24 protein-coding genes are annotated in these 23849 nt (G+C 57.9%); 18 read left to right on the plus strand and 6 right to left on the minus strand.

Going from position 1 to position 23849, the window contains the following annotated elements; translation table 11 throughout:
• Genes ACR0AY_RS17225 through ACR0AY_RS17235 form a run of 3 tightly spaced genes read left to right on the plus strand, consistent with a single transcriptional unit; the run spans position 1 to position 3776 of the window.
• Positions 1–1095, plus strand: coding sequence for a microcin C ABC transporter permease YejB (locus ACR0AY_RS17225; RefSeq protein ID WP_170398655.1), 1095 nt, complete (start codon positions 1–3; stop codon positions 1093–1095).
• Complete coding sequence (locus ACR0AY_RS17230) at positions 1096–2202, plus strand: ABC transporter permease (RefSeq protein ID WP_170398652.1); 1107 nt, start codon at positions 1096–1098, stop codon at positions 2200–2202. It abuts the gene before it with no gap.
• Positions 2199–3776 carry an ABC transporter ATP-binding protein gene (locus tag ACR0AY_RS17235; protein ID WP_170508809.1) on the plus strand — a complete coding sequence of 526 codons (1578 nt, stop codon included), beginning with the start codon at positions 2199–2201 and terminating at the stop codon, positions 3774–3776. Before ACR0AY_RS17230 ends, ACR0AY_RS17235 begins: the two co-directional genes overlap by 4 nt.
• A gap of 22 nt (positions 3777–3798) precedes the next feature.
• On the opposite strand, the gene ACR0AY_RS17240 is transcribed toward ACR0AY_RS17235, so the two are convergent.
• Complete coding sequence (locus ACR0AY_RS17240) at positions 3799–5724, minus strand: elongation factor G (RefSeq protein WP_170514716.1); 1926 nt, start codon at positions 5722–5724, stop codon at positions 3799–3801.
• A 213-nt stretch (positions 5725–5937) separates the two neighbouring features.
• Positions 5938–7293, minus strand: coding sequence for an oxygen-independent coproporphyrinogen III oxidase (gene hemN, locus ACR0AY_RS17245; RefSeq protein WP_170398643.1), 1356 nt, complete (start codon positions 7291–7293; stop codon positions 5938–5940).
• A 61-nt stretch (positions 7294–7354) separates the two neighbouring features.
• Here hemN and fnrL point away from each other — a divergent pair, with 61 nt between their 5' ends.
• Positions 7355–8098, plus strand: a complete 744-nt coding sequence (gene fnrL, locus ACR0AY_RS17250; RefSeq protein WP_170406526.1) for a transcriptional regulator FnrL — start codon at positions 7355–7357, stop codon at positions 8096–8098.
• Positions 8099–8137: 39 nt separating this feature from the next.
• Complete coding sequence (locus ACR0AY_RS17255; protein WP_170514712.1) at positions 8138–8392, plus strand: GlsB/YeaQ/YmgE family stress response membrane protein; 255 nt, start codon at positions 8138–8140, stop codon at positions 8390–8392.
• Positions 8393–8434: 42 nt separating this feature from the next.
• On the opposite strand, the gene ACR0AY_RS17260 is transcribed toward ACR0AY_RS17255, so the two are convergent.
• The gene (locus ACR0AY_RS17260; RefSeq protein ID WP_170514709.1) at positions 8435–9274 is read right to left on the minus strand and encodes a universal stress protein; all 840 of its coding nucleotides are present in this window, start codon (positions 9272–9274) and stop codon (positions 8435–8437) included.
• A 192-nt stretch (positions 9275–9466) separates the two neighbouring features.
• Between ACR0AY_RS17260 and ccoN the strand changes: the two genes are divergently transcribed.
• The 4 genes from ccoN to ccoP are packed head-to-tail and all read left to right on the plus strand — an operon-like array spanning position 9467 to position 12901.
• Positions 9467–11074, plus strand: a complete 1608-nt coding sequence (gene ccoN / locus ACR0AY_RS17265; RefSeq protein ID WP_170514706.1) for a cytochrome-c oxidase, cbb3-type subunit I — start codon at positions 9467–9469, stop codon at positions 11072–11074.
• Between the two features lie 14 nt (positions 11075–11088).
• Positions 11089–11817: a cytochrome-c oxidase, cbb3-type subunit II gene (gene ccoO, locus ACR0AY_RS17270; protein WP_170398627.1), complete on the plus strand. Its 729-nt coding sequence runs from the start codon at positions 11089–11091 to the stop codon at positions 11815–11817.
• An 11-nt stretch (positions 11818–11828) separates the two neighbouring features.
• The gene (locus ACR0AY_RS17275) at positions 11829–12041 is read left to right on the plus strand and encodes a cbb3-type cytochrome c oxidase subunit 3 (RefSeq protein ID WP_170398624.1); all 213 of its coding nucleotides are present in this window, start codon (positions 11829–11831) and stop codon (positions 12039–12041) included.
• Positions 12038–12901, plus strand: a complete 864-nt coding sequence (ccoP, locus tag ACR0AY_RS17280; protein ID WP_170514703.1) for a cytochrome-c oxidase, cbb3-type subunit III — start codon at positions 12038–12040, stop codon at positions 12899–12901. The genes ACR0AY_RS17275 and ccoP overlap by 4 nt, the downstream gene beginning before the upstream one ends.
• Before the next feature lie 151 nt (positions 12902–13052).
• Here ccoP and ACR0AY_RS17285 read toward each other — a convergent pair whose 3' ends face one another.
• Complete coding sequence (locus ACR0AY_RS17285; RefSeq protein ID WP_170514701.1) at positions 13053–13211, minus strand: hypothetical protein; 159 nt, start codon at positions 13209–13211, stop codon at positions 13053–13055.
• A 101-nt stretch (positions 13212–13312) separates the two neighbouring features.
• Here ACR0AY_RS17285 and ACR0AY_RS17290 point away from each other — a divergent pair, with 101 nt between their 5' ends.
• The 7 genes from ACR0AY_RS17290 to nusG all read left to right on the plus strand — a co-directional run bounded on the left by ACR0AY_RS17290 (position 13313) and on the right by nusG (position 19539).
• Positions 13313–14191 (plus strand): LysR family transcriptional regulator, encoded by an 879-nt coding sequence (locus ACR0AY_RS17290; protein ID WP_170514699.1) that lies wholly within the window; start codon positions 13313–13315, stop codon positions 14189–14191.
• Between the two features lie 111 nt (positions 14192–14302).
• A complete protein-coding gene (ccoG, locus tag ACR0AY_RS17295) occupies positions 14303–15730 on the plus strand; it encodes a cytochrome c oxidase accessory protein CcoG (RefSeq protein ID WP_170398610.1) in 1428 nt (475 codons plus the stop codon).
• 2 nt (positions 15731–15732) lie between these two features.
• Positions 15733–16191, plus strand: a complete 459-nt coding sequence (locus ACR0AY_RS17300) for a FixH family protein (protein ID WP_170406514.1) — start codon at positions 15733–15735, stop codon at positions 16189–16191.
• Between the two features lie 2 nt (positions 16192–16193).
• A complete protein-coding gene (locus tag ACR0AY_RS17305) occupies positions 16194–18371 on the plus strand; it encodes a heavy metal translocating P-type ATPase (RefSeq protein WP_170514696.1) in 2178 nt (725 codons plus the stop codon).
• Positions 18372–18376: 5 nt separating this feature from the next.
• On the plus strand, positions 18377–18535 hold the full coding sequence (ccoS, locus tag ACR0AY_RS17310) for a cbb3-type cytochrome oxidase assembly protein CcoS (protein ID WP_074737762.1): 159 nt from the start codon (positions 18377–18379) through the stop codon (positions 18533–18535).
• An 80-nt stretch (positions 18536–18615) separates the two neighbouring features.
• Complete coding sequence (gene secE / locus ACR0AY_RS17315) at positions 18616–18813, plus strand: preprotein translocase subunit SecE (RefSeq protein ID WP_170398600.1); 198 nt, start codon at positions 18616–18618, stop codon at positions 18811–18813.
• A 192-nt stretch (positions 18814–19005) separates the two neighbouring features.
• Complete coding sequence (gene nusG, locus ACR0AY_RS17320; protein WP_152459924.1) at positions 19006–19539, plus strand: transcription termination/antitermination protein NusG; 534 nt, start codon at positions 19006–19008, stop codon at positions 19537–19539.
• A 47-nt stretch (positions 19540–19586) separates the two neighbouring features.
• On the opposite strand, the gene ACR0AY_RS17325 is transcribed toward nusG, so the two are convergent.
• Positions 19587–20774 carry an adenylate/guanylate cyclase domain-containing protein gene (locus ACR0AY_RS17325; protein WP_170514694.1) on the minus strand — a complete coding sequence of 396 codons (1188 nt, stop codon included), beginning with the start codon at positions 20772–20774 and terminating at the stop codon, positions 19587–19589.
• Positions 20775–20869: 95 nt separating this feature from the next.
• Positions 20870–22111 (minus strand): peptidoglycan-binding domain-containing protein, encoded by a 1242-nt coding sequence (locus ACR0AY_RS17330; RefSeq protein ID WP_170398593.1) that lies wholly within the window; start codon positions 22109–22111, stop codon positions 20870–20872.
• A gap of 381 nt (positions 22112–22492) precedes the next feature.
• On the opposite strand from ACR0AY_RS17330, the gene rplK reads away from it, so the two are divergent.
• A complete protein-coding gene (gene rplK, locus ACR0AY_RS17335; RefSeq protein ID WP_010440985.1) occupies positions 22493–22942 on the plus strand; it encodes a 50S ribosomal protein L11 in 450 nt (149 codons plus the stop codon).
• 1 nt (position 22943) lies between these two features.
• Entirely contained in the window at positions 22944–23642 is a 699-nt protein-coding gene (gene rplA / locus ACR0AY_RS17340) for a 50S ribosomal protein L1 (RefSeq protein ID WP_010440987.1), read from the plus strand.
• Positions 23643–23849: the final 207 nt, after the last annotated feature.

Below are 23849 nucleotides of genomic sequence, written 5' to 3' on the forward strand. Positions count from 1 at the left end.
ATGGGCGCCTATATCCTAAGACGCCTGTTGCTGGTCATTCCGACTCTTCTGGGCATCATGATCGTCAACTTCACGCTGGTGCAGTTCGTGCCCGGTGGTCCCATTGAACAGATCATCGCGCAGATCGAAGGGCAGGGCGACGTCTTTGCTGGGTTCGCCGGTGGTGGCGACGCCGGAGCCGGGGCCGAGCCCGCAGGTGGTGCCTTTGATGACAAATACGTCGGTGCGCGTGGCCTTCCGCCCGAATTCATCGCTGAACTGGAAAAAGAGTTTGGCTTCGACAAACCGCCACTGGAACGCTTTCTGGGCATGATGGGCAACTACCTGACGCTGGATTTTGGCGAGAGCTATTTCCGCTCGATCAGTGTGATTGATCTGGTTCTGGAAAAGATGCCGGTGTCTATTTCGCTGGGTCTGTGGTCGACGCTGATCGCCTATCTGGTCTCGATCCCGCTAGGTATCCGCAAGGCGATCAAGGACGGGTCGAGCTTTGATACTTGGACCAGCGGTGCGATCATCGTGGCCTATGCTATCCCCGGTTTCCTGTTTGCCATTCTGCTGCTGGTGTTGTTCGCCGGTGGCTCTTACTGGCAGATTTTCCCGCTACGGGGTTTGACTTCGGACAACTGGGACAGCCTCAGCCTGTTTGGAAAGATTACTGACTATTTCTGGCACATCGCTTTGCCGATAATCGCGCTGACCATCTCGGCCTTTGCGACGCTGACGCTGCTGACCAAGAACTCGTTTCTGGATGAGATCAAGAAGCAGTACGTGATGACCGCTCGCGCCAAGGGTTTGAGTGAAAGCAAGGTGCTGTATGGTCATGTCTTCCGCAACGCGATGCTGATCGTGATTGCAGGTTTCCCTGCTGTATTCATTGGTGTGTTCTTCGGTGGATCGATCATCATCGAAACCATTTTCTCGCTCGATGGTCTTGGGCGTCTGGGCTTTGAGGCGGCAGTGGCGCGCGACTATCCGGTGATTTTTGGTACGCTTTTCATATTTGGCCTGATGGGGCTGGTCGTCGGCATTATCAGCGATCTGATGTATGTGCTCGTTGACCCGCGTATCGATTTCGAAAAGCGGGAGGGGTAAATGGCACTCTCCCCTCTCAATCAGCGCCGTTGGCGCAATTTCCGGCGCAATGGCAGGGCGTTCTGGTCGCTGATCATCTTCTCGGTGTTGTTCGGCCTATCGCTGTTTGCCGAGTTCATCGCCAACGACAAACCGATCCTGGTAAAGTACCGGGGTGAAATCTACACGCCTGTCTTCAACTTTTACGCTGAAACGGAATTCGGAGGCGATTTCCAGACCGAGGCGATCTATCGCGACCCCGAGGTCATGTGCCTGATCGATAGCGGCGGATTGGATCAGTGCTTCGACGACCCCGAAGGTATCATCGACGAAATCAAGGCGGGCACGTTCGAAGCGGATGGGTTTGAGCGAGGCTGGGCCATCTGGCCTCCAATCCCGTATTCCTTCAACACCAGCGTGGACCGCCCGGGCGCTGCACCGCTGCCGCCTAATGGTCAGAATCTGCTCGGCACTGACGACACCAAGCGAGATGTGCTAGCTCGTGTCATCTATGGCTTCCGCCTGTCGATCCTGTTCACTTTACTCGTCACCGGCGTGGCCAGTCTGATCGGCATTTTTGCTGGGGCCATTCAGGGGTTCTTTGGCGGTTGGCTGGATCTGATCTTCCAACGTATTATCGAGATCTGGTCGGCGACACCCTCGCTTTATGTCATTATCATCATGTTCGCGATTCTTGGGCGAAGTTTCTGGCTCTTGGTGATTCTGATGATCCTGTTCAGTTGGACCGGACTGGTGGGCGTCGTGCGCGCTGAATTCCTGCGGGCACGAAATTTGGAGTATGTCCGTGCCGCGCGGGCGCTGGGCGTGGGTAACATGACGATCATGTTTCGCCACATGCTGCCTAATGCGATGGTCGCCACGCTGACCTTCATGCCGTTCATCGTGACCGGAACCATCGGTGGGCTGGCTTCGCTGGACTTCCTTGGCTTCGGTTTGCCGTCTTCAGCCCCGTCGCTTGGAGAGTTGACTTTGCAGGCGAAACAGAACCTTCAGGCACCGTGGCTGGCCTTCACTGCCTTCTTCACCTTTGCCATCATGCTGTCGCTGTTGGTCTTCATTTTTGAAGGCGTCCGCGATGCGTTTGATCCCAGAAAGACCTTCTCATGAGCCTTTTGGATGTGAACAACCTCAAGGTCTCGTTCCGGCAGGACGGGCAGGTGAGTGCGGCAGTCAAAGGCGTGTCCTTTACCGTCGACCGGGGTGAAACGGTGGCTTTGGTGGGCGAATCCGGTTCGGGCAAATCCGTGACGGCGTTGAGCACTGTGTCGCTGCTGGGTGATAGCGCAATTGTCGAAGGCTCAGTCACCTATGGCGGTCAAGAGATGATTGGCGCGTCCGAAGACAGGTTGATGGACGTGCGCGGCAACGACATTAGTTTCATCTTTCAGGAGCCGATGACCTCGCTCAATCCATTGCACACGATCCAGAAACAGATGGCGGAATCGCTGGCTCTGCATCAGGGCGTTACCGGCGATGAGGCGCGGGAACGGATTGTAGAACTGCTGACCAAGGTCGGCATCCGAGACCCCGAGGAACGGCTGGACAGCTATCCGCACCAGTTGTCCGGCGGGCAGCGTCAACGCGTGATGATCGCGATGGCGTTGGCGAACAAGCCGGACATTTTGATCGCGGATGAGCCGACAACGGCGCTGGACGTCACCATCCAGGCGCAGATTCTGGAGTTGCTGGCCGAACTGCAAAAGTCCGAGAACATGGGGATGTTGTTCATCACCCATGACCTTGGCATCGTCCGCCGCATCGCCGACCGGGTTTGCGTGATGAAGGACGGTGAAATTGTCGAAGCCGGAGTGACAACGGAGATTTTCGACAACCCGCAACACCCCTATACTCGCAAGCTTCTGGAGGCCGAGCCGTCCGGGCACCCTGACCCGGTGGCCCCGGATGCCGAAGAGGTAGCCCGCACTGATCACCTGAAAGTCTGGTTCCCGATCCAGCGCGGTTTCCTGAAACGGACCGTAGGCTATGTGAAGGCCGTCAACGACGCGACCCTCAGCGTTCGTGCCGGGGAAACGCTTGGGATCGTGGGGGAGAGCGGTTCGGGCAAGACGACGCTTGCGTTGGCCATCATGCGTCTGATCGCGTCCGAGGGCGGGATCACTTTCCGCGACCAGAATGTGCGCCGCTGGTCAACGCGCGAGTTGCGGCGGTTGCGCAAGGATATGCAGATCGTATTTCAGGATCCGTTCGGCAGCCTCAGCCCGCGGATGACCTGCATGCAGATCATCGCCGAGGGGCTGGCCATCCATAAGGTCGATCCTCATCGCGCCCCGCGCGATCTGGTGGCCGAAGTGATGAACGAGGTCGGATTGGACCCCTCTGCGATGGACCGTTATCCGCATGAGTTTTCCGGCGGGCAACGCCAGCGGATCGCCATCGCCCGCGCCATGGTGTTGCGGCCCAAGCTGCTGGTTCTGGACGAGCCTACAAGTGCGCTGGACATGACCGTGCAGGTGCAGATCGTTGACCTGCTGCGTGACCTGCAAAGGAAATACGGGCTGGCCTACCTGTTCATCAGTCACGATCTGAAGGTCGTGCGCGCGATGTCCCACAACGTGATCGTCATGCGAAACGGCGATGTGGTCGAGATGGGCGCTGCCGAAGATTTGTTCGAACACGCCCAGACCGACTATACCCGCGAGCTGATCGCGGCGGCGGGCTGACACGCAGCCCGCGCCTTTGATGTCAGGCTATTTCCTTATTTTTGGCTGACGCGGGAACGGGGCCGCGCAGCTCTTCATAGTGATCGAATTGTAGTTTGACCCAACCGGTCCCGCGGGTAGCACTGGCAAGTGTGCGGTGCAGTTCATCCTCGGCCACGGCGGGGAGTGTCGCATTGAAGATTTCCCAGCCTGAGGCGTTGGGATTGCCTTCGAAACCTAGCACCTGACCCTGCAAGGAACTGATCGTGGGGACCAGGTCACCGACGAAGGTTGAAGGCAGATGGATCTCGGCATTCAGGATCGGTTGCAAGACGACGGGTTTCGCCTCGGGCAGCGCTTCACGTACCGCGTTCTTGCCAGCGGTGCGGAAGGCATAATCCGAACTGTCCACGTTATGGTGCTTGCCGTCGCTGAGCGTCACCTTGACGTCCACCACAGGGAAACCTTCAGGCCCCTCAACCAGTGCGTCCTTGGCCCCATGTTCAACCGAAGGAATGTAGTTCCGGGGTACGGCCCCGCCTTTGACCACTTCTTCGAACTGAAACCCCGAGCCGCGCGGCAGCGGCGCGATTGAGATCACCACATCAGCGAATTGACCTGCACCGCCGGATTGCTTGCGGTGGCGGTGGCGATGATCGACCTTCGTGCGGATGGTCTCGCGATAGGCGGTTCCGGCGGCTTCGGCCTCAATCTCGATGCCGAAATCTTCGGCGAGTTTGGCGGTCACGCGGCGCATGTGCTGCGGGCCTTGTGAGCCCAGAATAGAATGACCGCTCAACTCGTCTTGCTCCAGGTGCAGGCCGGGGTCGATCTCAACCAACCGGGTCAATGCGTTCGACAGGCGCACGTCGTCTCGCTCATGCGCGGGCGATACGACCTGACGATGCGCGGCTGGATGGGATGAGGCCCATTCCGGCAACGGCGTTGCCGCCGCGCTGTCATAGATAAAGCCAGGATTAAGGTGGTCGGATTTGACAGCAAGGCCGATCTGCCCGGCCTCAAGCGCGCTGATTTGGGTCTTGGCGTCCAGGGTTGTCAGGTTTCCCACAGTTTCGCCACCAAGGGATTCATGTGCTTTCACACCGTCGCCCAGACCACGCAATACGGTGATCTTACCGATATGCTTCTTCACATCTGCAAAGCCTGCGATGGCACGTGCGTTTTCTTCGGCCTCATCCCGATCAGCTGCAATGTTGAATTCCGGTGCCTCATGGCGCAGCGCCTTCATCAAGCGGGTCAGACCGTTGCCATGGCTCGCGGCACCCAGACAAGCCGGGATCAGCTGATGGTTCTGCAAGACCTGTGCAGCCAGCTCGTAGACCTCCTCGCTGGGGGGCTGTTTGTCCTCGATCAGTTGCTCCAGCAGATTGTCATCGAAATCCGATAGGGTCTCCAACAACTCGGTGCGTGCTTCCTGTTCGCGGTCTTCCACTGATTGCGGTAGCTCGATCAGGGCCGAGGGCTGCCCCTCCTGATACTTCCAGGCGCGTTCCGAGATCAGATCGACTGCGCCGATAATGGTGTCTCCGTCGCGGATCGGCACCTGCCGCAGAGCGATGTGGTGGGTGCAATAGGTCTGCAGTGCAGCAACGATGTCGCGGATGCGACCGTTGGGGCTGTCCATGCGGTTGATGAATAAAAAACAGGGAATGCCTGCTTCTTCGACCAACCTCAGATACGGGGCACACAGAACGGCAGCATCGGGGTCAGGTGGGACAACCACAACTGCTGCGTCCGAGATCGCCATGGCCGGGCCGACATAGGCCAGCGCATCGCCGCCTCCGTCTACGTCCACCGCGCACCACGGTTCGTTTAAATAAGAAAAACCGTGCAGATGCACGGTTCCGGCAACATCGAATGTGTTGGGCCGCCCGTCGAGGCGGCTGATCGCTTCGACCAAGGTGGATTTGCCCGATTGGCTGGGGCCGAGGACGGTGAAAACGCGCATGAGTGCTGTCCCTCTTTCAGGTTGCAGTATGGCTGCACGAAAAGGGCTGTCGAACGCATGCGCGTCGGCAAGAACTGTCTGCGTTTGCCTGCCTCAGGCTGTGAAGAGGTGGGTCTCTCCACCCCTTGAGTGTGGAGAAAACCGAAGGCATGCGTCAAGCCCCCGTGCCGGTTTGTAAGGGAAGGTCGCGAAAAACGACCTGCCGAAGAGTGTTCAGATCGCGGAACTATGCCCAGCCTTACTCAGATCATACGTGTCAAAGCTGCGCGCGATCATGCGGGTCAGCGCACGTGCTTCGGGCGGTATGAACAATCCGTTTTCATCCACGCGTAGCAACCCGTCGAAGGCCGCGTTTGCCGTTGCGTACATTTGCTGCAGTTCCGCAGTTGAAATGTCATAATCGCGCAGAATCTCGGCCGAGTTGATCTGAAAATCGCACATCAATGCTTCGATCAGACGAGACCGTAGAACATCCTGACCTTTGAACAAATGCCCGCGCGACGTCGAGAACCGCCCTTCGCGTATGGCCTTCGTATGAGCCGAGGTTGCTGGTGCGTTTTGCGCATATCCTTGCGGGAAGCGTGAGATCGAGCTGGCACCCAAGCCAATCAGAATAGGAGCTTGATCGTCTGTATAGCCCTGGAAATTCCGTTTCAATCGACCAGCGCGCAGCGCATGGGTCAGCCCATCGTCCTGCGTCGCGAAGTGGTCAATCCCGATCTCGGCATAATTGTCCCATAGGAACAGTCGCCGGGCGGTTTCAAAAAGTTCCAGTCGCTGTTCCGGTGTGGGCAGGGCATCTGATGGAATCAACTGCTGGCGCTTGGCCATCCACGGCACATGCGCGTAGCCATAGAGTGCGACCCGGTCAGGGTTCAGCGACAACAGCTTTTGCACACTTTCGGTCATGCGCGCCTTGGTCTGGTGGGGCAGGCCATAAAGGATGTCCGCATTCAGGCTGGATATACCACGCGCTCGGATCATCTCGGCTGCTTCGCGGGTGGTGTCATAGCTTTGAATGCGACCGATGGTTTTCTGGATTTCGTCGTCAAAATCCTGAACACCGATCGATGCGCGGTTCATCCCGGCTTCGGCCAGTGCATCCAGCCGGGCTTCGTCGATCTCATTCGGATCGATCTCGACGGAAAACTCGGCGTCTGGGCCTAAAGGCACAATCTCAAGGATTCGCGCGGCCAGATCCCGCATCAGGTCTGCATTCAACAGCGTCGGCGTGCCGCCGCCCCAGTGCAGCCGCGACAATGTAACACCCTCTGGCAGGCGTGCCGCCAGCAAATCCAGCTCGGCCTTTAGCACGTCGACATAGGCGATGACCGGGTTATCCGTCTGGGTGCCTTGTGTCCGGCAGGCGCAAAACCAGCACAGCCGACGGCAGAAGGGTACGTGGATGTAAAGCGAGATTGAACTGCCCGGAGCAATCCCGGAAATCCAGTCGCTAAACAGATCAGCCCCGACGTCATTGCTGAAGTGGGGTGCGGTGGGATAGCTTGTGTAACGCGGTACTTTCGCGTCAAAAAGTCCAAGCCGTGCCAGTTGAGGTTTCAGTGTCATAAAGATATGACTATAGCTGGAGGGCCCAGGGTACTTTGACCGAAATCAAATGGAAGCGCGAATGACACTCAAGGCCCAATTCGACCACACCAATTGCGCAGAATGCCCGATCCGGCATCGTGCGGTGTGCGCGCATTGCGAAAAGGACGAGCTGGAAGAGCTTGAGAACATCAAGTACTACCGCAGCTTTGAGGCGGGGCAGACGATCATCTGGTCCGGCGATCCGATGAATTTTGTCGGCTCGGTCGTGTCGGGAATCGCGTCTTTGACACAGACGATGGAGGATGGGCGCAGGCAAATGGTCGGCCTGCTGCTGCCCAGCGATTTCGTGGGTCGCCCTGGACGAGACAACGCGCCATACGACGTGGTGGCGACCACCGATCTGATGATGTGTTGTTTCCGCAAAAAGCCGTTCGAGGACATGATGATCACGACGCCGCACATCTCGCAGCGCCTGCTGGAAATGACGTTGGACGAATTGGATGCGGCCCGTGAGTGGATGCTGGTACTTGGGCGCAAGACGGCGCGGGAAAAGATTGCCAGCCTGCTTTCGATCATCGCGCGCCGGGACGCATCGATTCATCAAGCCGGAATGGTAGCTCCGATTGTCTTTGACCTGCCACTGACGCGCGAGGCGATGGCCGACTATCTTGGGCTGACCCTGGAAACTGTCAGCCGGCAGATTTCCGCCTTGAAGAAAGATCAGGTCATTACTCTGGAAGGTAAACGCCATGTAACAATCCCCGATATGGGGCGCCTAATGGAAGAGGCGGGCGACGATACCGATGGCGGATTTCTGGTCTGATGCCTCAGCCCGCCGCCCTCGAACAATTGGGAGTCCCTTATGGAATTTAGCGGTTTACTCGCCATGCTGTTCATCGGCGCGATTGCTGGCTGGCTTTCGGGAAAAATCATGGAAGGGCGTGGGTTCGGCCTGATCGGGAATGTTATAGTCGGGATTGTCGGTGCGTTTCTGGCAGGCACGATCTTTCCAGCCCTGGGCTTTGCGGTTGGCGGAGGGCTCATCTCTTCGATCTTCTTTGCCACTATCGGCGCGGTGATCCTGCTGTTCCTGATCGGCCTGATCCGCAAGACATAAAGCCGCACCAGACACGGGCGGCTTTTGCGTTTGTTGGCGTCGTCAGTGGGCCAGAAACACGGGGATTTCTGATTGCTCCAGCATATTGCGGGTCGCACCGCCCAAAATGGCCTCGCGAAAGCGCGAATGGCCATAGGCCCCCATAACGATCATATCGGCCTCGGTATCGGCAGCGTGGCGATTGAGGATGTCCGAGACGCGCGTCATGGTCTTGCTGAGCACGTCGATTTCGCACTTCACCCCATGTCGCGCCAGCATCTGAGATAGCAGACCGCCCGGATCCGATCGATCCGGCCCATGACGCGGTGGATCAATCACAACAATCCGTGTGAGTTCGGCCTGCTTCAAGAATGGCAACGCGCGACGGATGGCGCGCATCGCTTCGACGCTTTCGTTCCAGCCCACCATGACGGTATTTGGGGTCGAAATCGGTTTGTTATCATCGGGCACTAACAGCACCGGCGAATGGCCTTCGAACATGGCGGCCTCGACGATGGGTTCAGCTTCTGCGTCGCGGTCTTTTCCATAAGGTCGCGGCAATACCACGAGATCCGAAAAGCGCGCGCGACGTGCGACATGTCGCCCGAGATCAGCGATCTGAGCTACCCCGTTTTCAGCGGACCAGCGCACGCCCGACTTACCCAGATAATCCTGAGCGTAGGCGAGTATCTCGTCCGCCTCGGCATTGGCACGGCTCAGGGTCTCCTGCAGGATCAAAGCGTTTGCACCGGCATAATAATAACCGGTCTGACTGCGATCGACGCCAAGACACAACGCTTCGACATGGGCGTCCTGCCCTTCTGCCAATGCCACCATTTGTGCCAGTGCGTTCTGAGAAAGCTTGGTTTCCGTCATGACCGTAAGAAGAGATTTAAATGCCATGTCGACCTCATGTTTCCGGCGCTGTCCGTTGCCAGCGCGTGTCTGTTTCTGCAAAATACCTCTCACAGAAAACAGAGGCTTGTCTTGATGCAGATCAAAGCGTCAAAGGCGACCTCGCTGCATTACAGCATGCAGTCAAAAAGGTTTCGCGTGACACGAAGAATCGCGCGAGGCATGGCAAAGGGACGCAATATGTCAAATTACATCAAGCTGATCGTGCTTGGGCTGGTGGTGCTGTTCGCAGCCATCGGCTCTAACTACGCACGGGATTTGGCGTATCAGGTGCACGCAATTCTGGTGATGTTGGTCGCCGGCGGTCTGTTCATCTGGACGCTTAGAAACACGGAAGAGCCAGATATCCTCGTCGACCGCTCTGGTGAGTATATGGATGATGTGATCCGCTACGGCGTGATCGCAACCGCATTCTGGGGGGTAGTCGGGTTCCTGGCAGGGACTTTTATTGCGTTCCAGCTAGCCTTTCCGGCGCTGAACTTCGAATGGGCGCAGGGCTATCTTAATTTCGGGCGTCTGCGGCCTTTGCATACATCGGCGGTTATCTTTGCCTTTGGCGGTAACGCGTTGATCGCAACTTCGTTCTATGTCGTACAGCGCACCAGCGCTGCGCGACTTTGGGGTGGAAACCTGGCATGGTTCGTATTCTGGGGCTATCAGCTGTTCATCGTGCTTGCGGCAACCGGTTATATACTTGGTGGAACGCAGTCGAAAGAATATGCCGAACCTGAATGGTACGTTGACCTGTGGCTGACCGTTGTCTGGGTTGCCTATCTGGCTGTTTATCTGGGCACGATCATCAAGCGGAAAGAGCCGCACATCTACGTGGCAAACTGGTTCTATCTGGCCTTTATCGTGACTGTCGCCATGCTGCACCTGGTCAACAACATGACCATCCCGGTCAGCATCTGGGGATCGAAATCGGTCATCGTCTGGTCTGGTGTTCAGGATGCCATGATCCAGTGGTGGTATGGCCACAACGCCGTGGGCTTCTTCCTGACTGCCGGTTTCCTGGGTATGATGTACTACTTCATCCCGAAACAGGCTGAGCGTCCGGTATTCAGCTACAAGCTGTCGATCATCCACTTCTGGGCGCTGATCTTCCTGTATATCTGGGCTGGTCCGCACCACCTGCATTATACTGCGCTGCCTGATTGGGCCTCGACCCTTGGCATGGTGTTCTCGGTGATCCTATGGATGCCTTCGTGGGGTGGTATGATCAACGGTCTGATGACCCTGTCGGGTGCATGGGACAAACTACGCACTGACCCAGTGATCCGGATGATGGTGATTTCGGTCGGCTTCTACGGCATGTCCACGTTCGAGGGTCCGATGATGTCGATCCGCGCTGTGAACAGCCTCAGCCACTATACCGACTGGACTATCGGTCACGTACATTCGGGCGCGCTGGGCTGGAACGGTATGATCACCTTTGGTGCTCTTTACTTCCTGGTCCCTGTTCTGTGGAAGCGTGAGCGTCTTTACTCGCTGCAGCTGGTCAGCTGGCACTTCTGGCTCGCCACCATTGGCATCGTTCTCTACGCGGCGTCGATGTGGGTCACCGGTATCATGGAAGGCCTGATGTGGCGTGAAGTGGACGCCAATGGCTTCTTGGTGAATTCGTTCGCTGACACCGTTGCCGCGAAGTTCCCGATGTATGTGGTGCGTGCGCTGGGTGGCGTGATGTTCGTCGCTGGCTCGCTGATCATGTGCTACAACCTGTGGATGACTGTACGGAAAGCGCCGGCCAAAGAGGCCAGCCTGACCGTCGCGGTCCCGGCTGAATAAGGAGGGCCGGAGCAATGGCAATTCTCGACAAACACAAGATCCTCGAGACCAACGCGACCCTCCTGCTGATCTTCAGCTTTCTGGTCGTGACCATCGGTGGCATCGTACAGATCGCGCCCCTGTTCTATCTTGAGAACACCATCGAGAAGGTGGAGGGTATGCGCCCTTACACCCCTCTCGAACTGGCGGGGCGTGAGGTTTATCTGCGCGAAGGTTGCTATGTTTGCCACAGCCAGATGATCCGCCCGATGCGTGATGAGGTTGAACGCTATGGCCACTACTCGCTGGCGGCTGAATCCATGTATGATCATCCGTTCCAATGGGGGTCCAAACGCACCGGGCCGGATATTGCCCGCGTCGGTGGCCGGTATTCGGATCAATGGCAGGTGGACCACCTGCGCGATCCACAATCGGTGGTGCCGGAATCGGTGATGCCGAAATACGGCTTCCTTGAGGATCGTAAGCTAGACGGCAAGTATATCGGTGACATCATGGCGGCAAATGCCGTGGTCGGCACCCCGTATACCGACGAGATGCTTGAACAGGCGCAGGCCGATTTTCGGGCGCAGGCCGATCCGGACAGCGATTATGATGGATTGTTGGAACGCTATGGCGACAAGGTCAATGTGCGTAACTTTGACGGTCAGCCCGAGCTGACTGAAATGGATGCGTTGGTTGCTTACCTCCAGATGCTGGGCACGCTGGTCGATTTCTCGACCTTCACCCCGGACGCAAGCCGTTAAAGGAGGGTGTGATGGAACTATACACAATTCTAAGGCAGTTCGCGGATAGCTGGATGTTGCTGCTCCTGTTCTCGTTTTTTATTGGCATCATCATCTGGGTTTTCCGCCCTGGTGCCAGCAAGGAATACAAGGACACCGCCAACATCCCGTTCCGGCACGCTGATGCCCCAGCGCCCCGTCGGGGCGACGACAAACCCGCCACATCCAAGGAGGCGCGGCAATGAGTAAGACACCTGAAAAACAGCCGGGCGATCCTAACACCACGGGTCACAGCTGGGACGGAATCGAGGAATTCGATAATCCGATGCCACGCTGGTGGCTTTGGACCTTTTACGCGACCATCATTTGGGGCGTGATCTACACGATCATGTACCCCGCATGGCCCTTGGTTCAATCGGCAACCGCCGGTGTGCTGGGTTGGTCCTCGCGCGAGCTGGTGCAGCAGGAAATGGTCGCGTTCGAAGAAGCGAATGCGCCGTGGAATGCCAAGTTGGTGGAAACGCCGCTGGAAGAAATCTCGGCCGACGCGGAGCTGCAACAATACGCAGTTAACTCTGGTGGCGCTGTGTTCCGAACCTGGTGCGCGCAGTGCCACGGATCGGGCGCGCAGGGTGCGCCGGGTTTCCCGAACCTGCTGGATGACGCCTGGCTGTGGGGCGGCTCGCTTGAGGATATCGAGTACACCATCGCCTATGGCATCCGGAACGAGGAAAGCGACGACGCGCGCTATTCCGAGATGCCGGCCTTTGGTGAGATCCTCGAAAAGGATGAGATCACTCAAGTGGTTCAATACGTCATGTCCCTGACCAACGCCCAGACCGATGACGCGGCGGCGCAGGCAGGCAAGGTTGTGTTCGAAGACAACTGCGCGGCTTGCCACGGTGATGACGGCAAAGGCGACGTTTCCCAGGGTGCGCCGAATCTGACCGATGCGATCTGGCTTTACGGCGGCAGCCAAGAGGCCCTGACCGAGACGGTCACCTACAGCCGCTTTGGTGTGATGCCCCCGTGGGAGAATCGCCTGACCGACGCGCAGATTCGCGCTGTCACGTCCTATGTCCACCAGTTGGGTGGCGGTCAGTAAGGGTTAAAAGAACACCTCCGGGCGGTCTCCCGCCCGAAGGTCTAGGCACCGGCTGTTCCATCTGTTCGCGCGTTTCCAGAACAGCCGGTGCCGATTTTCAAACAATAGGGCTGCAATCTCTGCCGGTCCAGATACGGCATTCAAACCAGTATCAAAGATCGTTCAGATTTACATCGCGCGGGTTTTCTCTCCACCAATGATGTTCGGGCAGCCAGCACCGCTTGCGACGGCCCGGCTTTGGCGCATCGTAGATGTGAGGCGTATTGATGCGTGTCGCGTTCAAAAAAGATCTGGCGAATACGGTCAGCATGGTTTCCCTCCTGTGCAGAGTTGTTTCTGAGCTTTAAGATTGACCTTTCGCACGCCGAATGCGACTCAATTACCATTTCAATGTGTAAGTAGGGTTTACATATGGACTGGCTATCACTGCCGCCGTTGGCCTCTCTCAGGGCCTTTGCAGCCTTCGCTGAGAAGCGAAGTGTTGTCGAGGCCGGTGCTGCGCTCAATGTTAGCCACGCTGCAATCAGCCAGCAGCTTCGCGCGCTCGAGAAACAACTGGGCGCGGCTCTGCTGGACCGAACGGGCAAAGCGCTGACACTTACCGCGGAAGGTGAGCATCTGGCCCGTGCCCTGCAGCTTGGATTTGGTGCGATCGAGGCTGCTGTGGGTGATCTGGCTCGCTCGGCTCAGGACCGCCCGGTTCATGTGTCGCTGACTTCTTCCTTCGCTGCATCTTGGCTGATGCCGCGACTGCCGAGTTTCCGCGCGACTCATCCCGACGTAAACCTGATCCTCGATCCAACCTTTGAGGTGGTCGAGCTGCAACCGGGTGGGGTGGATGTGGCAATCCGTTATGGCGCTGGCGGTTGGCCAGGGGTGGAGTGTGAGATGTTGTTGCAGACGCCGATGGTCATCGTCGCCTCACCCACACTATTGGGTAACAAGACCGATTGGTCCCCGGCAGAACTTGCGCAATTGCCGTGGCTTGAGGAAATTGGCACGACTGAGGGGACAAAATGGCTGACTGAGCGAGGTGTCGGACCCGAACGCGGCGCGGGGCGTACGCAGCTTCCCGGTAACCTGCTGCTGGATGGTTTGCGGTCTGGGCAAGGGGTCACCGTCACTGTGCGACAATTCGTCGAAGCGGACATCAAAGCGGGCCGCATCGTCGAACTGTTCGCCGAGCCGGATACGCGCGGGTATCATATAGTTACGCAAAAACAAGCTCTTAGGCGATCCGTGAAAATCTTCATCAACTGGCTGAGGCGCGAAGCGCGAAGCCAGCAGTAATTCACGCGTCTAAAGGTGTCTGCTCGATGCGCGTTTTGACCCATGTCAAAGTCCCTTGCCTCGTGATCTGGAAGAACACACACTCAGAATAGCCAGTTGCGGAGCCAGCCTGTGAGCGATTCCAATCCCACCCCCAGTCTCTACGCTGCCAGAGAGCCGATTTTCCCGAGACGTGTGTCCGGCCCGTTTCGCAATTTGAAATGGATCATCATGGCGGTGACGCTGGGCATTTACTATGTGACGCCTTGGATCAGGTGGGATCGCGGTCCAAGCCTTCCGGATCAGGCCGTTCTTCTGGATCTGGCGAACCGCCGCTTCTATTTCTTCTGGATCGAGATTTGGCCGCACGAGTTCTATTTTGTCGCTGGGCTGCTGATCATGGCAGGATTGGGTCTGTTCCTGTTCACCTCGGCGCTTGGGCGGGTCTGGTGCGGATATGCCTGCCCGCAGACGGTTTGGACGGACCTGTATATCCTTGTCGAGCGCTGGATCGAGGGCGACCGTAATGCGCGCCTGCGTCTGCACAGGCAGAAAAAGCTGGATTTCCGCAAGGCGCGGCTGCGCCTGACCAAGTGGGTCGCTTGGTTCTTCATCGGGCTCGCGACCGGTGGCGCCTGGGTTTTCTATTTTGCGGATGCACCAACTCTGGCGCGTGATCTGGTCACCGGAAACGCGCATCCAGTGGCCTATACGACGATGCTGATTCTGACCGGCACCACGTTTTTCTTCGGTGGCTTTGCACGCGAACAAATCTGCATCTATGCCTGCCCATGGCCGCGCATACAGGCCGCGATGATGGACGAGGATACCCTGGTCGTCGGATATCGCGAATGGCGGGGTGAACCACGCGGCAAAGGCAAACGTACGGCTGACAGCGAGCTGGGCGATTGCATCGATTGTATGGCTTGCGTCAATGTCTGCCCGGTAGGGATCGACATCCGAGACGGTCAGCAACTGGAATGCATTACCTGTGCACTTTGCATCGACGCCTGCGATGACATGATGGCCAAGATAGGCAAGCCCCGTGGTCTGATCGATTACATGGCGCTGAGTGATGAGGCCCGCGAACGCGAAGGTCAGCCACCCAAAAACGTTTGGAAACACATCCTGCGTCCGCGCACGATCCTGTACACGGCGCTATGGTCACTGGTCGGATTTGCATTGCTCTTTGCGCTGTTCATTCGTTCGGATATCGATTTGACGGTTGCGCCGGTGCGGAACCCGACTTTCGTTACCCTCTCAGATGGCACGATCCGTAACACCTATGATGTACGCCTGCGCAACAAACATGGCGAGGATCGGCCATTCAAACTGACGATTGCTGGCGATCCTTCGCTGCAGATTGAAATCGAAGGTGTTGAAGGCGAGACTGTTAATGTCACTGCAGATACGGCACAATTGACCCGCGTCTATATCACCGCTCCGCAGGGTACTGCCCCTGCAGCGGCTGACAGCACATCGGTTCGCATCTGGGTCGAAGATCTGGAAAGTGGTGAGCGGGCCTACAAGGATACCAGTTTCAACGGACGAGGAAGCTGAGAATGGCAGAACGTCAATTCACAGGCAAACACGCATTGGCGGTATTTGTCGCGGCCTTTGGCGTGATCATCACGGTGAACCTCGTCTTGGCTTATAGTGCAATCAAGACCTTTCCGGGGCTTGAGGTGAAGAACTCCTATGTAGCCAGCCAGGAGTTCAATGAACGTTTGAAGGAACAGCAGGCCCTGGGTTGGAACATCAAGGCCGAGCTGACCGGAGGGCTGCTGGTGCTATACATAACCGATCAGACCGGTTCCCCTGTTGAAGTGGCAGATCTGCAGGCCGTGGTGGGGCGCGCCACCCATGTGAAGGAAGACTTCTCGCCGGACTTTACTTTTGATGGCATCGCCTATGCCGCTCCGGCTGCCCTGGGCGAAGGGAACTGGAACATTCGCCTTGTGGCCAAAGCAAAAGATGGTGCCGAGTTCGCGCAACGTGTGCCCCTGTATGTGAAAGGTTAGAGATGGTTGCGCAAGCCACTCCATCTCGGGCAGCCTGTCCTGGCTGCATCGCAGCCCCGGCGGAAGCGGCGCGGCCAATCCCAGAGGATGTGCAGATCGCGCTGTCGCTGCCGGGCATCCACTGCTCGGCCTGCATCTCTACGGTCGAGCGTGAGTTGAATGCCCATCCCGGCGTTGAAGACGCGCGGGTCAATCTCACGCTGAAACGCGCGATGATCAAGGCGGCACCGGATACGCGCGCCGATGATCTGATCCCGGTGTTGGAGCGCGCTGGCTTTGAAGCCCACGAACTGGATCCGGGTGCGCTTTCGGCTACGCAAACCGATAAGGCCGGGCGCGATCTGCTGATGCGGTTGGCAGTGGCGGGTTTTGCTTCGATGAACGTGATGCTGTTATCGGTGTCGGTCTGGTCCGGCGCCACCGATGCGACGCGCGACATGTTCCATTGGATATCGGCGGCGATTGCGCTGCCTGCAATCGCATTCTCGGCCCAGCCTTTCTTTTCCAACGCCTGGAGCGCGCTACGCGTACGCCGGTTGAATATGGATGTGCCGATTGTTTTGGCGATACTGCTGGCTCTGGTCACGTCGCTTTGGGAAACTGCACTCAGCGGTGAACATGCTTATTTCGACGCGGCTTTGACCCTGACATTCTTCCTGCTAGCGGGCAGGTATTTGGACTATCGCACCCGTGCCGCGGCACGTTCGGCTGCCGAAGAACTAACCGCGCTGGAGGTCCCGCGCGCCATCCGGCTAGTGGATGGGACCGAAGCGGAAGTGGCGGTGGCGAGCCTTAACGTGGGTGATCTGATTCTGGTGCGCCCCGGAGGGCGTATGCCAGTGGATGGCGAAATCATCTCGGGCCAGTCCGAGTTGGACCGGTCGCTGCTGACCGGGGAAACCCTCCCGGTCTTTGCCGAGGCCGGGCTGAACGTCAGTGCTGGTGAGGTTAACCTGACCGGCCCTCTGACCATCCGTGCGACGGCAGTCGGGGAAGATACCTCGCTGCACCGTATGGCGGATCTGGTAGCCATCGCTGAATCGGGCCGATCACGGTATACCTCGCTGGCAGACAAGGCGGCCAAGCTTTATGCGCCGGGGGTGCATATACTGTCCGCGCTCAGCTTCTTAGGATGGTATATTTATTCGGGCGATATCCGGACGGCGCTGAATATCGCTGCGGCGGTTTTGATCATCACATGTCCCTGCGCGCTGGGCTTGGCAGTGCCGGCGGTAACCACTGCAGCATCAGGCCGTTTGTTCCGCAGTGGCATGCTGATCAAACACGCGACCGCGTTAGAACGGTTGGCCGAAGTGGATACTGTGGTGTTCGACAAGACCGGAACCCTCACATCCGGTGCGCCTGAGTTGACCAACCTTGGTGATCATTCGCGTAGCGATTTGCAAGTGGCTCTGGCATTAGCCGAAGCGTCTTCGCACCCGTTGTCGCTTGCCCTTGCAAAGGCTGCGCGTGAGGCCGGGATCAAGCCTGCCGCATTGCGCGACGTGGTTGAGGTGCCGGGCTATGGCACCGAAGGCGTTTACCGTGATCAGCAGGTCCGGCTGGGTCGAGCGGCCTGGGTCGGCGGCGAATATGGTGAGCAGACCGCAGCCTGGCTCGCAATCGGATCGCGGACGCCATCGCGCTTTACTTTTACCGACAGTCTGCGCGCAGGCGCTGCCGAGGCGGTCGCGGCTTTCCGTGCGGCAGGCAAAGACGTCATCCTGATTTCCGGCGATACGGAAGGCGCGGTTCAGGCCTTGGCGGGCAAGCTTGGCATTGAGAACTGGATCGCCCAGGCCTTGCCTCAAGACAAAGCTGCCAAAGTGCAGGAACTAAGCGATCAGGGTCGGCACGTTCTGATGGTCGGCGATGGGCTGAACGATACGGCGGCATTGGCGGCGGCGCATGTCTCGATTTCTCCGGCCAGCGCCTTGGATGCCGCGCGGGTGGCGTCGGATATCGTGCTACTGGGCAATGATCTGTCCCCAATCGCTGAGGCTTGCGATACAGCCGTCAGGGCGACGCGTCGGATTCGCGAGAATTTCCGGATCGCCACTGTCTATAACATCATCGCGGTCCCGCTGGCCGTTGCCGGGTTGGCGACACCCCTTATTGCGGCATTGGCGATGTCGACCTCGTCGATTACTGTTTCGCTGAACGCCTTGCGGCTGAGGTAACTCTGATGGAAGTGCTTGCCTATCTGATCCCGATTTCCCTGCTTTTGGGCGGGGTTGGCTTGGTTGCGTTTATCTACACGGTCCGCTCGAACCAGTATGAGGATCCGGAAGGCGATGCGCGCCGTATCCTAAGCGACGAATGGGATGACAAGCCCAAGCCCTGACAGAGGCGTCAACAGCCCTTGAAATTGCCGCAATGCCCGGCTATGTCCGGCCCATCCGCTAGAAGAGAGATTGTAGCCTCATGGCAACCTTAAACCCGATCCAGTTCATTCAGCAGGTCCGCGCCGAAGTCGCAAAGGTCGTCTGGCCGACCCGTCGTGAGGTGCTGTTGACCACGGTCATGGTGTTCATCATGGCTGCGCTGACGGCTGTGTTCTTTGCGCTGGTTGATCTGGGCATTCGCGGCGGTCTGCAACTGGTACTCGGCGCGTTTAGCTAAGCCGGTTTGGGCAAGCTGAAACGCGACTGCCCCCTTGCACAGCTTGCGATGTCAGAGTAGGTGACATGACTATTCGGAATGGGCGTGCGGCGAATCGGGCTGCGCGCCGCTTTTTATTCCGGGTGACGCAATAGGATTTCAACGAAGGGCGCGATGCGTCGCAGCCCAAAGGCAAACAAGGACGACAGGTTCATGGCGAAACGGTGGTATTCGGTCAGCGTTCTTTCGAATTTCGAAAAGAAGATCGCAGAGCAGATCCGCACGTCGGTGGCTGAGCAGGGCCTTGAAGACGATATCGACGAGGTTCTGGTGCCCACCGAAGAGGTGATCGAAGTGCGCCGGGGCAAGAAGGTCACCACCGAACGCCGCTTTATGCCGGGTTACGTGCTGGTACACATGGAAATGTCGGATCAGGGCTATCACCTGATCAACTCGATCAATCGCGTTACCGGCTTCCTGGGCCCTCAGGGCCGCCCGATGCCGATGCGCGACGCCGAGGTGAACCAGATCCTCAACCGCGTTCAGGAAGGTGAAGAAGCGCCCAAGCTGATGATCAGCTTCGAGGTCGGCGAGAAGGTCAAGGTCAACGACGGCCCGTTCGAGGATTTCGACGGCATGGTCGAAGGTGTGGACGACGAGAACCAGAAACTGAAAGTTTCGGTTTCGATCTTTGGCCGCGAAACACCGGTCGAGTTGGACTTTACGCAGGTCACCAAGCAGAGCTGATTGGTTTCCATCGAACCATCGTTTGGGGTGCCTTATGGGCACCCTTTTTACGTTTGGGGCGTGCTCATCTGCCAGACAGTTTGATCCTCACCAAAACCTTTAAGTGATACAGTTCCGACCGGTTCGCAGAGTGTCGGGAGAAATGCTGCGGCTGTATCCGAAAGGACATGGTCGCAATCCAAGTCTGTGGCCGCCGCTACAAGTCTAGCCGCCAAATTGACGTCGGGACCGATGGCCGTGAAATCCAGCCGATCCCCACCACCTACATTTCCATAGTGGAAGCGACCATGATGGATCGCAGTCCGTACGCCTAGCTTGTGCTGGAAATCGGCCTCGGCCAGCGACGCCACACCCTCGCGCACCGCTGCGATGGCGGCCTGAATCTGCACCTTTGGCGGAAGATCCGTGCTGGTTGGGAAGATGGCAAAAAAGCCGTCGCCCATGAACTTCAGAATCTCTCCGCCGTGGTCCATGACCGACGGGACAAGGCAATCAAACGTGTCATTCAGCAGCCGGACCAGCGTATCGCCGGAAACCGAATTCGAAAGGCGGGTAAATCCCTTGAGATCCGCAAACAGGATAACGGCCTCGATTTTGCTGCCATCACCGCGATGTACTTTACCGTCCAGAATGTGGGCGCCACTGTTACGGCCGACATAGGTCGACAGAAGGTAGGTCGCGTCGAGCCGCAGCATATAGGTCTCGGTCAGGCGGGCGAGCGGACCGCGAACCCGGCTCAGGATCGCCAGATCACTCTCTGAAAACCCACCGGGCGTGGCACTTGACCAAGTGCAGACATGGGTATCGCCGTTGAGATAGATCAGCGGTTGCGCCAGATAATCGGTGAAGCCCTGCTCGCGCAATTCGCCGACAATGATGTAATCCTCGGGGCAGCTGGGGTCTTCCAGATGGCGGCGGATGGGTTGCTGACGCTCGATCACATGCGGCAGGGGGTTATCGGTGTAGATCGCCTCGGTGAACAATTGAGACGGCGCGTCGACCCGATCAACGCCAGCGTCCGCTTTCCACAGGAAACGTCGACCCATCAGATTGGGATGCAGCGTCCAGATGAACAAACCGAACCGGTCGATGGCGACACCGGCATCCAGCAGACGGGTACAGATACCTTCGATGATATCGACCGCATTTCCAGCTGGACGGGCACCGTCAACCATCCACTCGATCAAAGCGTCGATCTTGTCCTGTTTTGGGATCGGTTCCGGTGGGGTCGGCATAGTGGCACCCTCAAGATAGAACGCCGCGATGCAAACAGACACCGCGGCGTTATTTGTATCAGCCTCGCAGTGGCTGAAACGACTGAGTGCGCGACTTACTGCGCTTGAACCATAGCCGCACGCAACAGTTGCGGGCGGTCGGTCTGGGACGGCAGGAAGACGGCTTGCGAACCGGCATCCAGTGCCGAAAGGCTCGCATCGTACCACTGCATCGCAAGATCGCGACGCTGTTGCACACCAAAGCCTTCGCGCAGGTGGTGGCCGATCAACTCTCCATAGGCAGGCTCACCCATCGCGACTAGCATCAATGCGGAACCGACTGCCGTGTCCATGTTGTCCTGACGGTAGCCCATCGACAGACAGACCTTGCTTGTCGCGGCAAGATCAGCGGGGCTGAGGCCCGAGTCCAGCGCAAGCTTGCGTACCTGGGTTTCAGCTTCTGCCTTCGAGCTGATCGACAGCGCATCAACTTGCGGTGCCAACATTTCACCGTACGAGTCGCATTGTGCGCTTACCTGATCTGGCGTCAGCCCCTGGATATCCGCCATCAGATCTTCGCCACGCGCCATCGCATAGCTGCGAGCAAGGCAGAACTGTTCGCTGAGGGCAAAATCGGCATCCGTCATATTTGACAGCGTCGTGTAGCCCCCGTTTGTCGAGGTCTGCAGCATCACCCCGCTACACCGATTGGCCAGCGATGGGCCGCCGGTCCCGCCGGAAAACAGGCTTGGCAGGCTGGCAGAGGCGGTTTCAGTTGTATTGGCCTCGGGCTCTGGTTCCTGAGCTTGAGGAACCACAACCGGAATCGTGGTTGCTGGGGCTTGTGCTGGTGCCTGAGGGGCAGCAGCCAGGGCAGAGCCGGTTTGTATCTGCCGACGGTATTCCATCAAAAGCGGTTGGCCTGCGAGTTGGGTTGTCGTCTGACCGCCGCTTGTCGCCCAGTAATAGGCCTGCATCAGGAAGTCGCGCTGATAGGGCTGGAAGTCATAGCCATTCACGGGGTAGCCCATCGAGACCTGATAGCGTTCGATCGCAGACCGCGTGCCACGACCGACCTGACCATCAACGCGACCGGCGTTGTAGCCGAAATAGTTGAGCGCGGTCTGGGTTTGCGCCCCTTGTGTGGTCGACGGAATTCCGGGGCGATAGGTGCGTGTTGTTGTTGACCTCGTCCGGGCCTGCTGTTTTCTCTGCTGATCCCGGCCGATAGCGTAGCCGATGACGCCACCAACCACAGCACCGCCCAGTATCTCGCCAGCATCGGCCCGCGCGGTCTGAGGAGAAGACGCCGCAAATGACAGCGCGATGCCAACTGTTATTAATAAACGAATGATCATAATTAACCTCCACCAAAAATACTAATTTCGTCGAGTATAGCACAGCTGCGAGTATTGAGGTGAGGGGGGGGGCGGAAACCCGACCATCCCGCAACCACTGCGCAGATTCTGCATTGATATTAATTTCTTAAGAGTTGTCAGTCGCACCTTGTTAGTAACGATCTGTACGCCGTGAGCGTATAAGACCCACTTGGGGGCTTGATTCGATGTGTGAGAGCAGGGCAAGCCACTTGCCAACCCCGCCGTTCCGCTGTAAGTGCCGCCCCTATCGTCTTCGGGCGAGATTCTCTCGTGGGAGGTTGCTGGGATCGCGATCCCGGATCGGACCACGCAACATAGTCTGGGTGAAACGCGTTTCACCTAAGTTGAAAGGAAAACCAAATGGCCAAGAAGCTTGCTGGTACAATGAAGCTGCAGGTTCCTGCAGGTCAGGCGAACCCGTCGCCGCCAGTTGGTCCGGCGCTGGGTCAGCGCGGCATCAACATCATGGAATTCTGCAAGGCGTTCAACGCCAAGACCGCAGACATGGAGCCCGGCGCCCCGTGCCCGACCGTGATCACCTACTATCAGGACAAGTCCTTCACCATGGACATCAAGACGCCGCCCGCGTCTTACTACCTGAAAAAAGCGGCTGGTCTGAAGCCGGTCGGCAAGCGGAACCGCCCTCGTGGTGCGGAAAACCCAGGTCGTGAGACCGTGGCAACCGTAACCTCGAAGCAGGTTCGTGAAATCGCCGAAGCCAAAATGAAAGATCTGAACGCCAACGACGTCGAAGGCGCAATGCAGATCATCCTGGGCTCGGCCCGCTCAATGGGCATCGAGGTGAAGTAAGATGGCAAAACTCGGTAAACGTACCCGCGCTGCGCGCGAAGCTGTCGCTGGCAAGGAAAACCTGTCGGTCGAAGAAGCTGTTTCCCTGGTCAAAGGCAACGCAACCTCAAAATTCGACGAGACCATCGAGATCGCTCTGAACCTCGGCGTTGACACCCGTCACGCGGACCAGATGGTTCGCGGCGTTGTTGGCCTGCCGAACGGTACCGGCAAAGCGATGCGCGTCGCTGTATTTGCTCGTGGCCCCAAGGCAGACGAAGCGAAAGAAGCGGGCGCAGATATCGTTGGCGCGGAAGACCTGATGGAAACCATTCAGGGCGGCACCATCGAATTTGATCGCTGCATTGCAACCCCGGACATGATGCCGATCGTCGGTCGTCTGGGTAAAGTGCTCGGCCCCCGCAACCTGATGCCGAACCCCAAAGTTGGCACCGTGACCATGGACGTGAAAGCGGCTGTGGAAGCAGCAAAAGGTGGTGAAGTTCAGTTCAAAGCGGAAAAAGGCGGCGTTGTGCACGCCGGTGTTGGCAAAGCGTCCTTCGACGAAGCCAAGCTGGTCGAAAACGTCCGTGCCTTCATCTCGGCTGTGGCCAAGGCCAAGCCGTCGGGTGCCAAAGGCACCTATATGAAGAAAATCGCGCTGAGCTCGACCATGGGCCCGGGTGTGACTCTGGACGTGGCGGCTGCTGCGGGCGAATAAGCCTTAGCGTTAAGCTGTGAGAACTTGATCCCGGGTAGTGAGAACTGCCCGGGATTTTTATTGCGTGCCACATGAGAAACAGGCTGTAGCTGTGTGATAGCGTGGTTGCTTGCACCTCAATTGAAATCTTGAAGTTTTGCCAATTTCAAACCCGGTTACAGCTACGCTGACTAAAAAGCAGCGATACGCACAAACATAGATTCAATG

Source organism: Ruegeria sp. A5, from assembly GCF_056543005.1.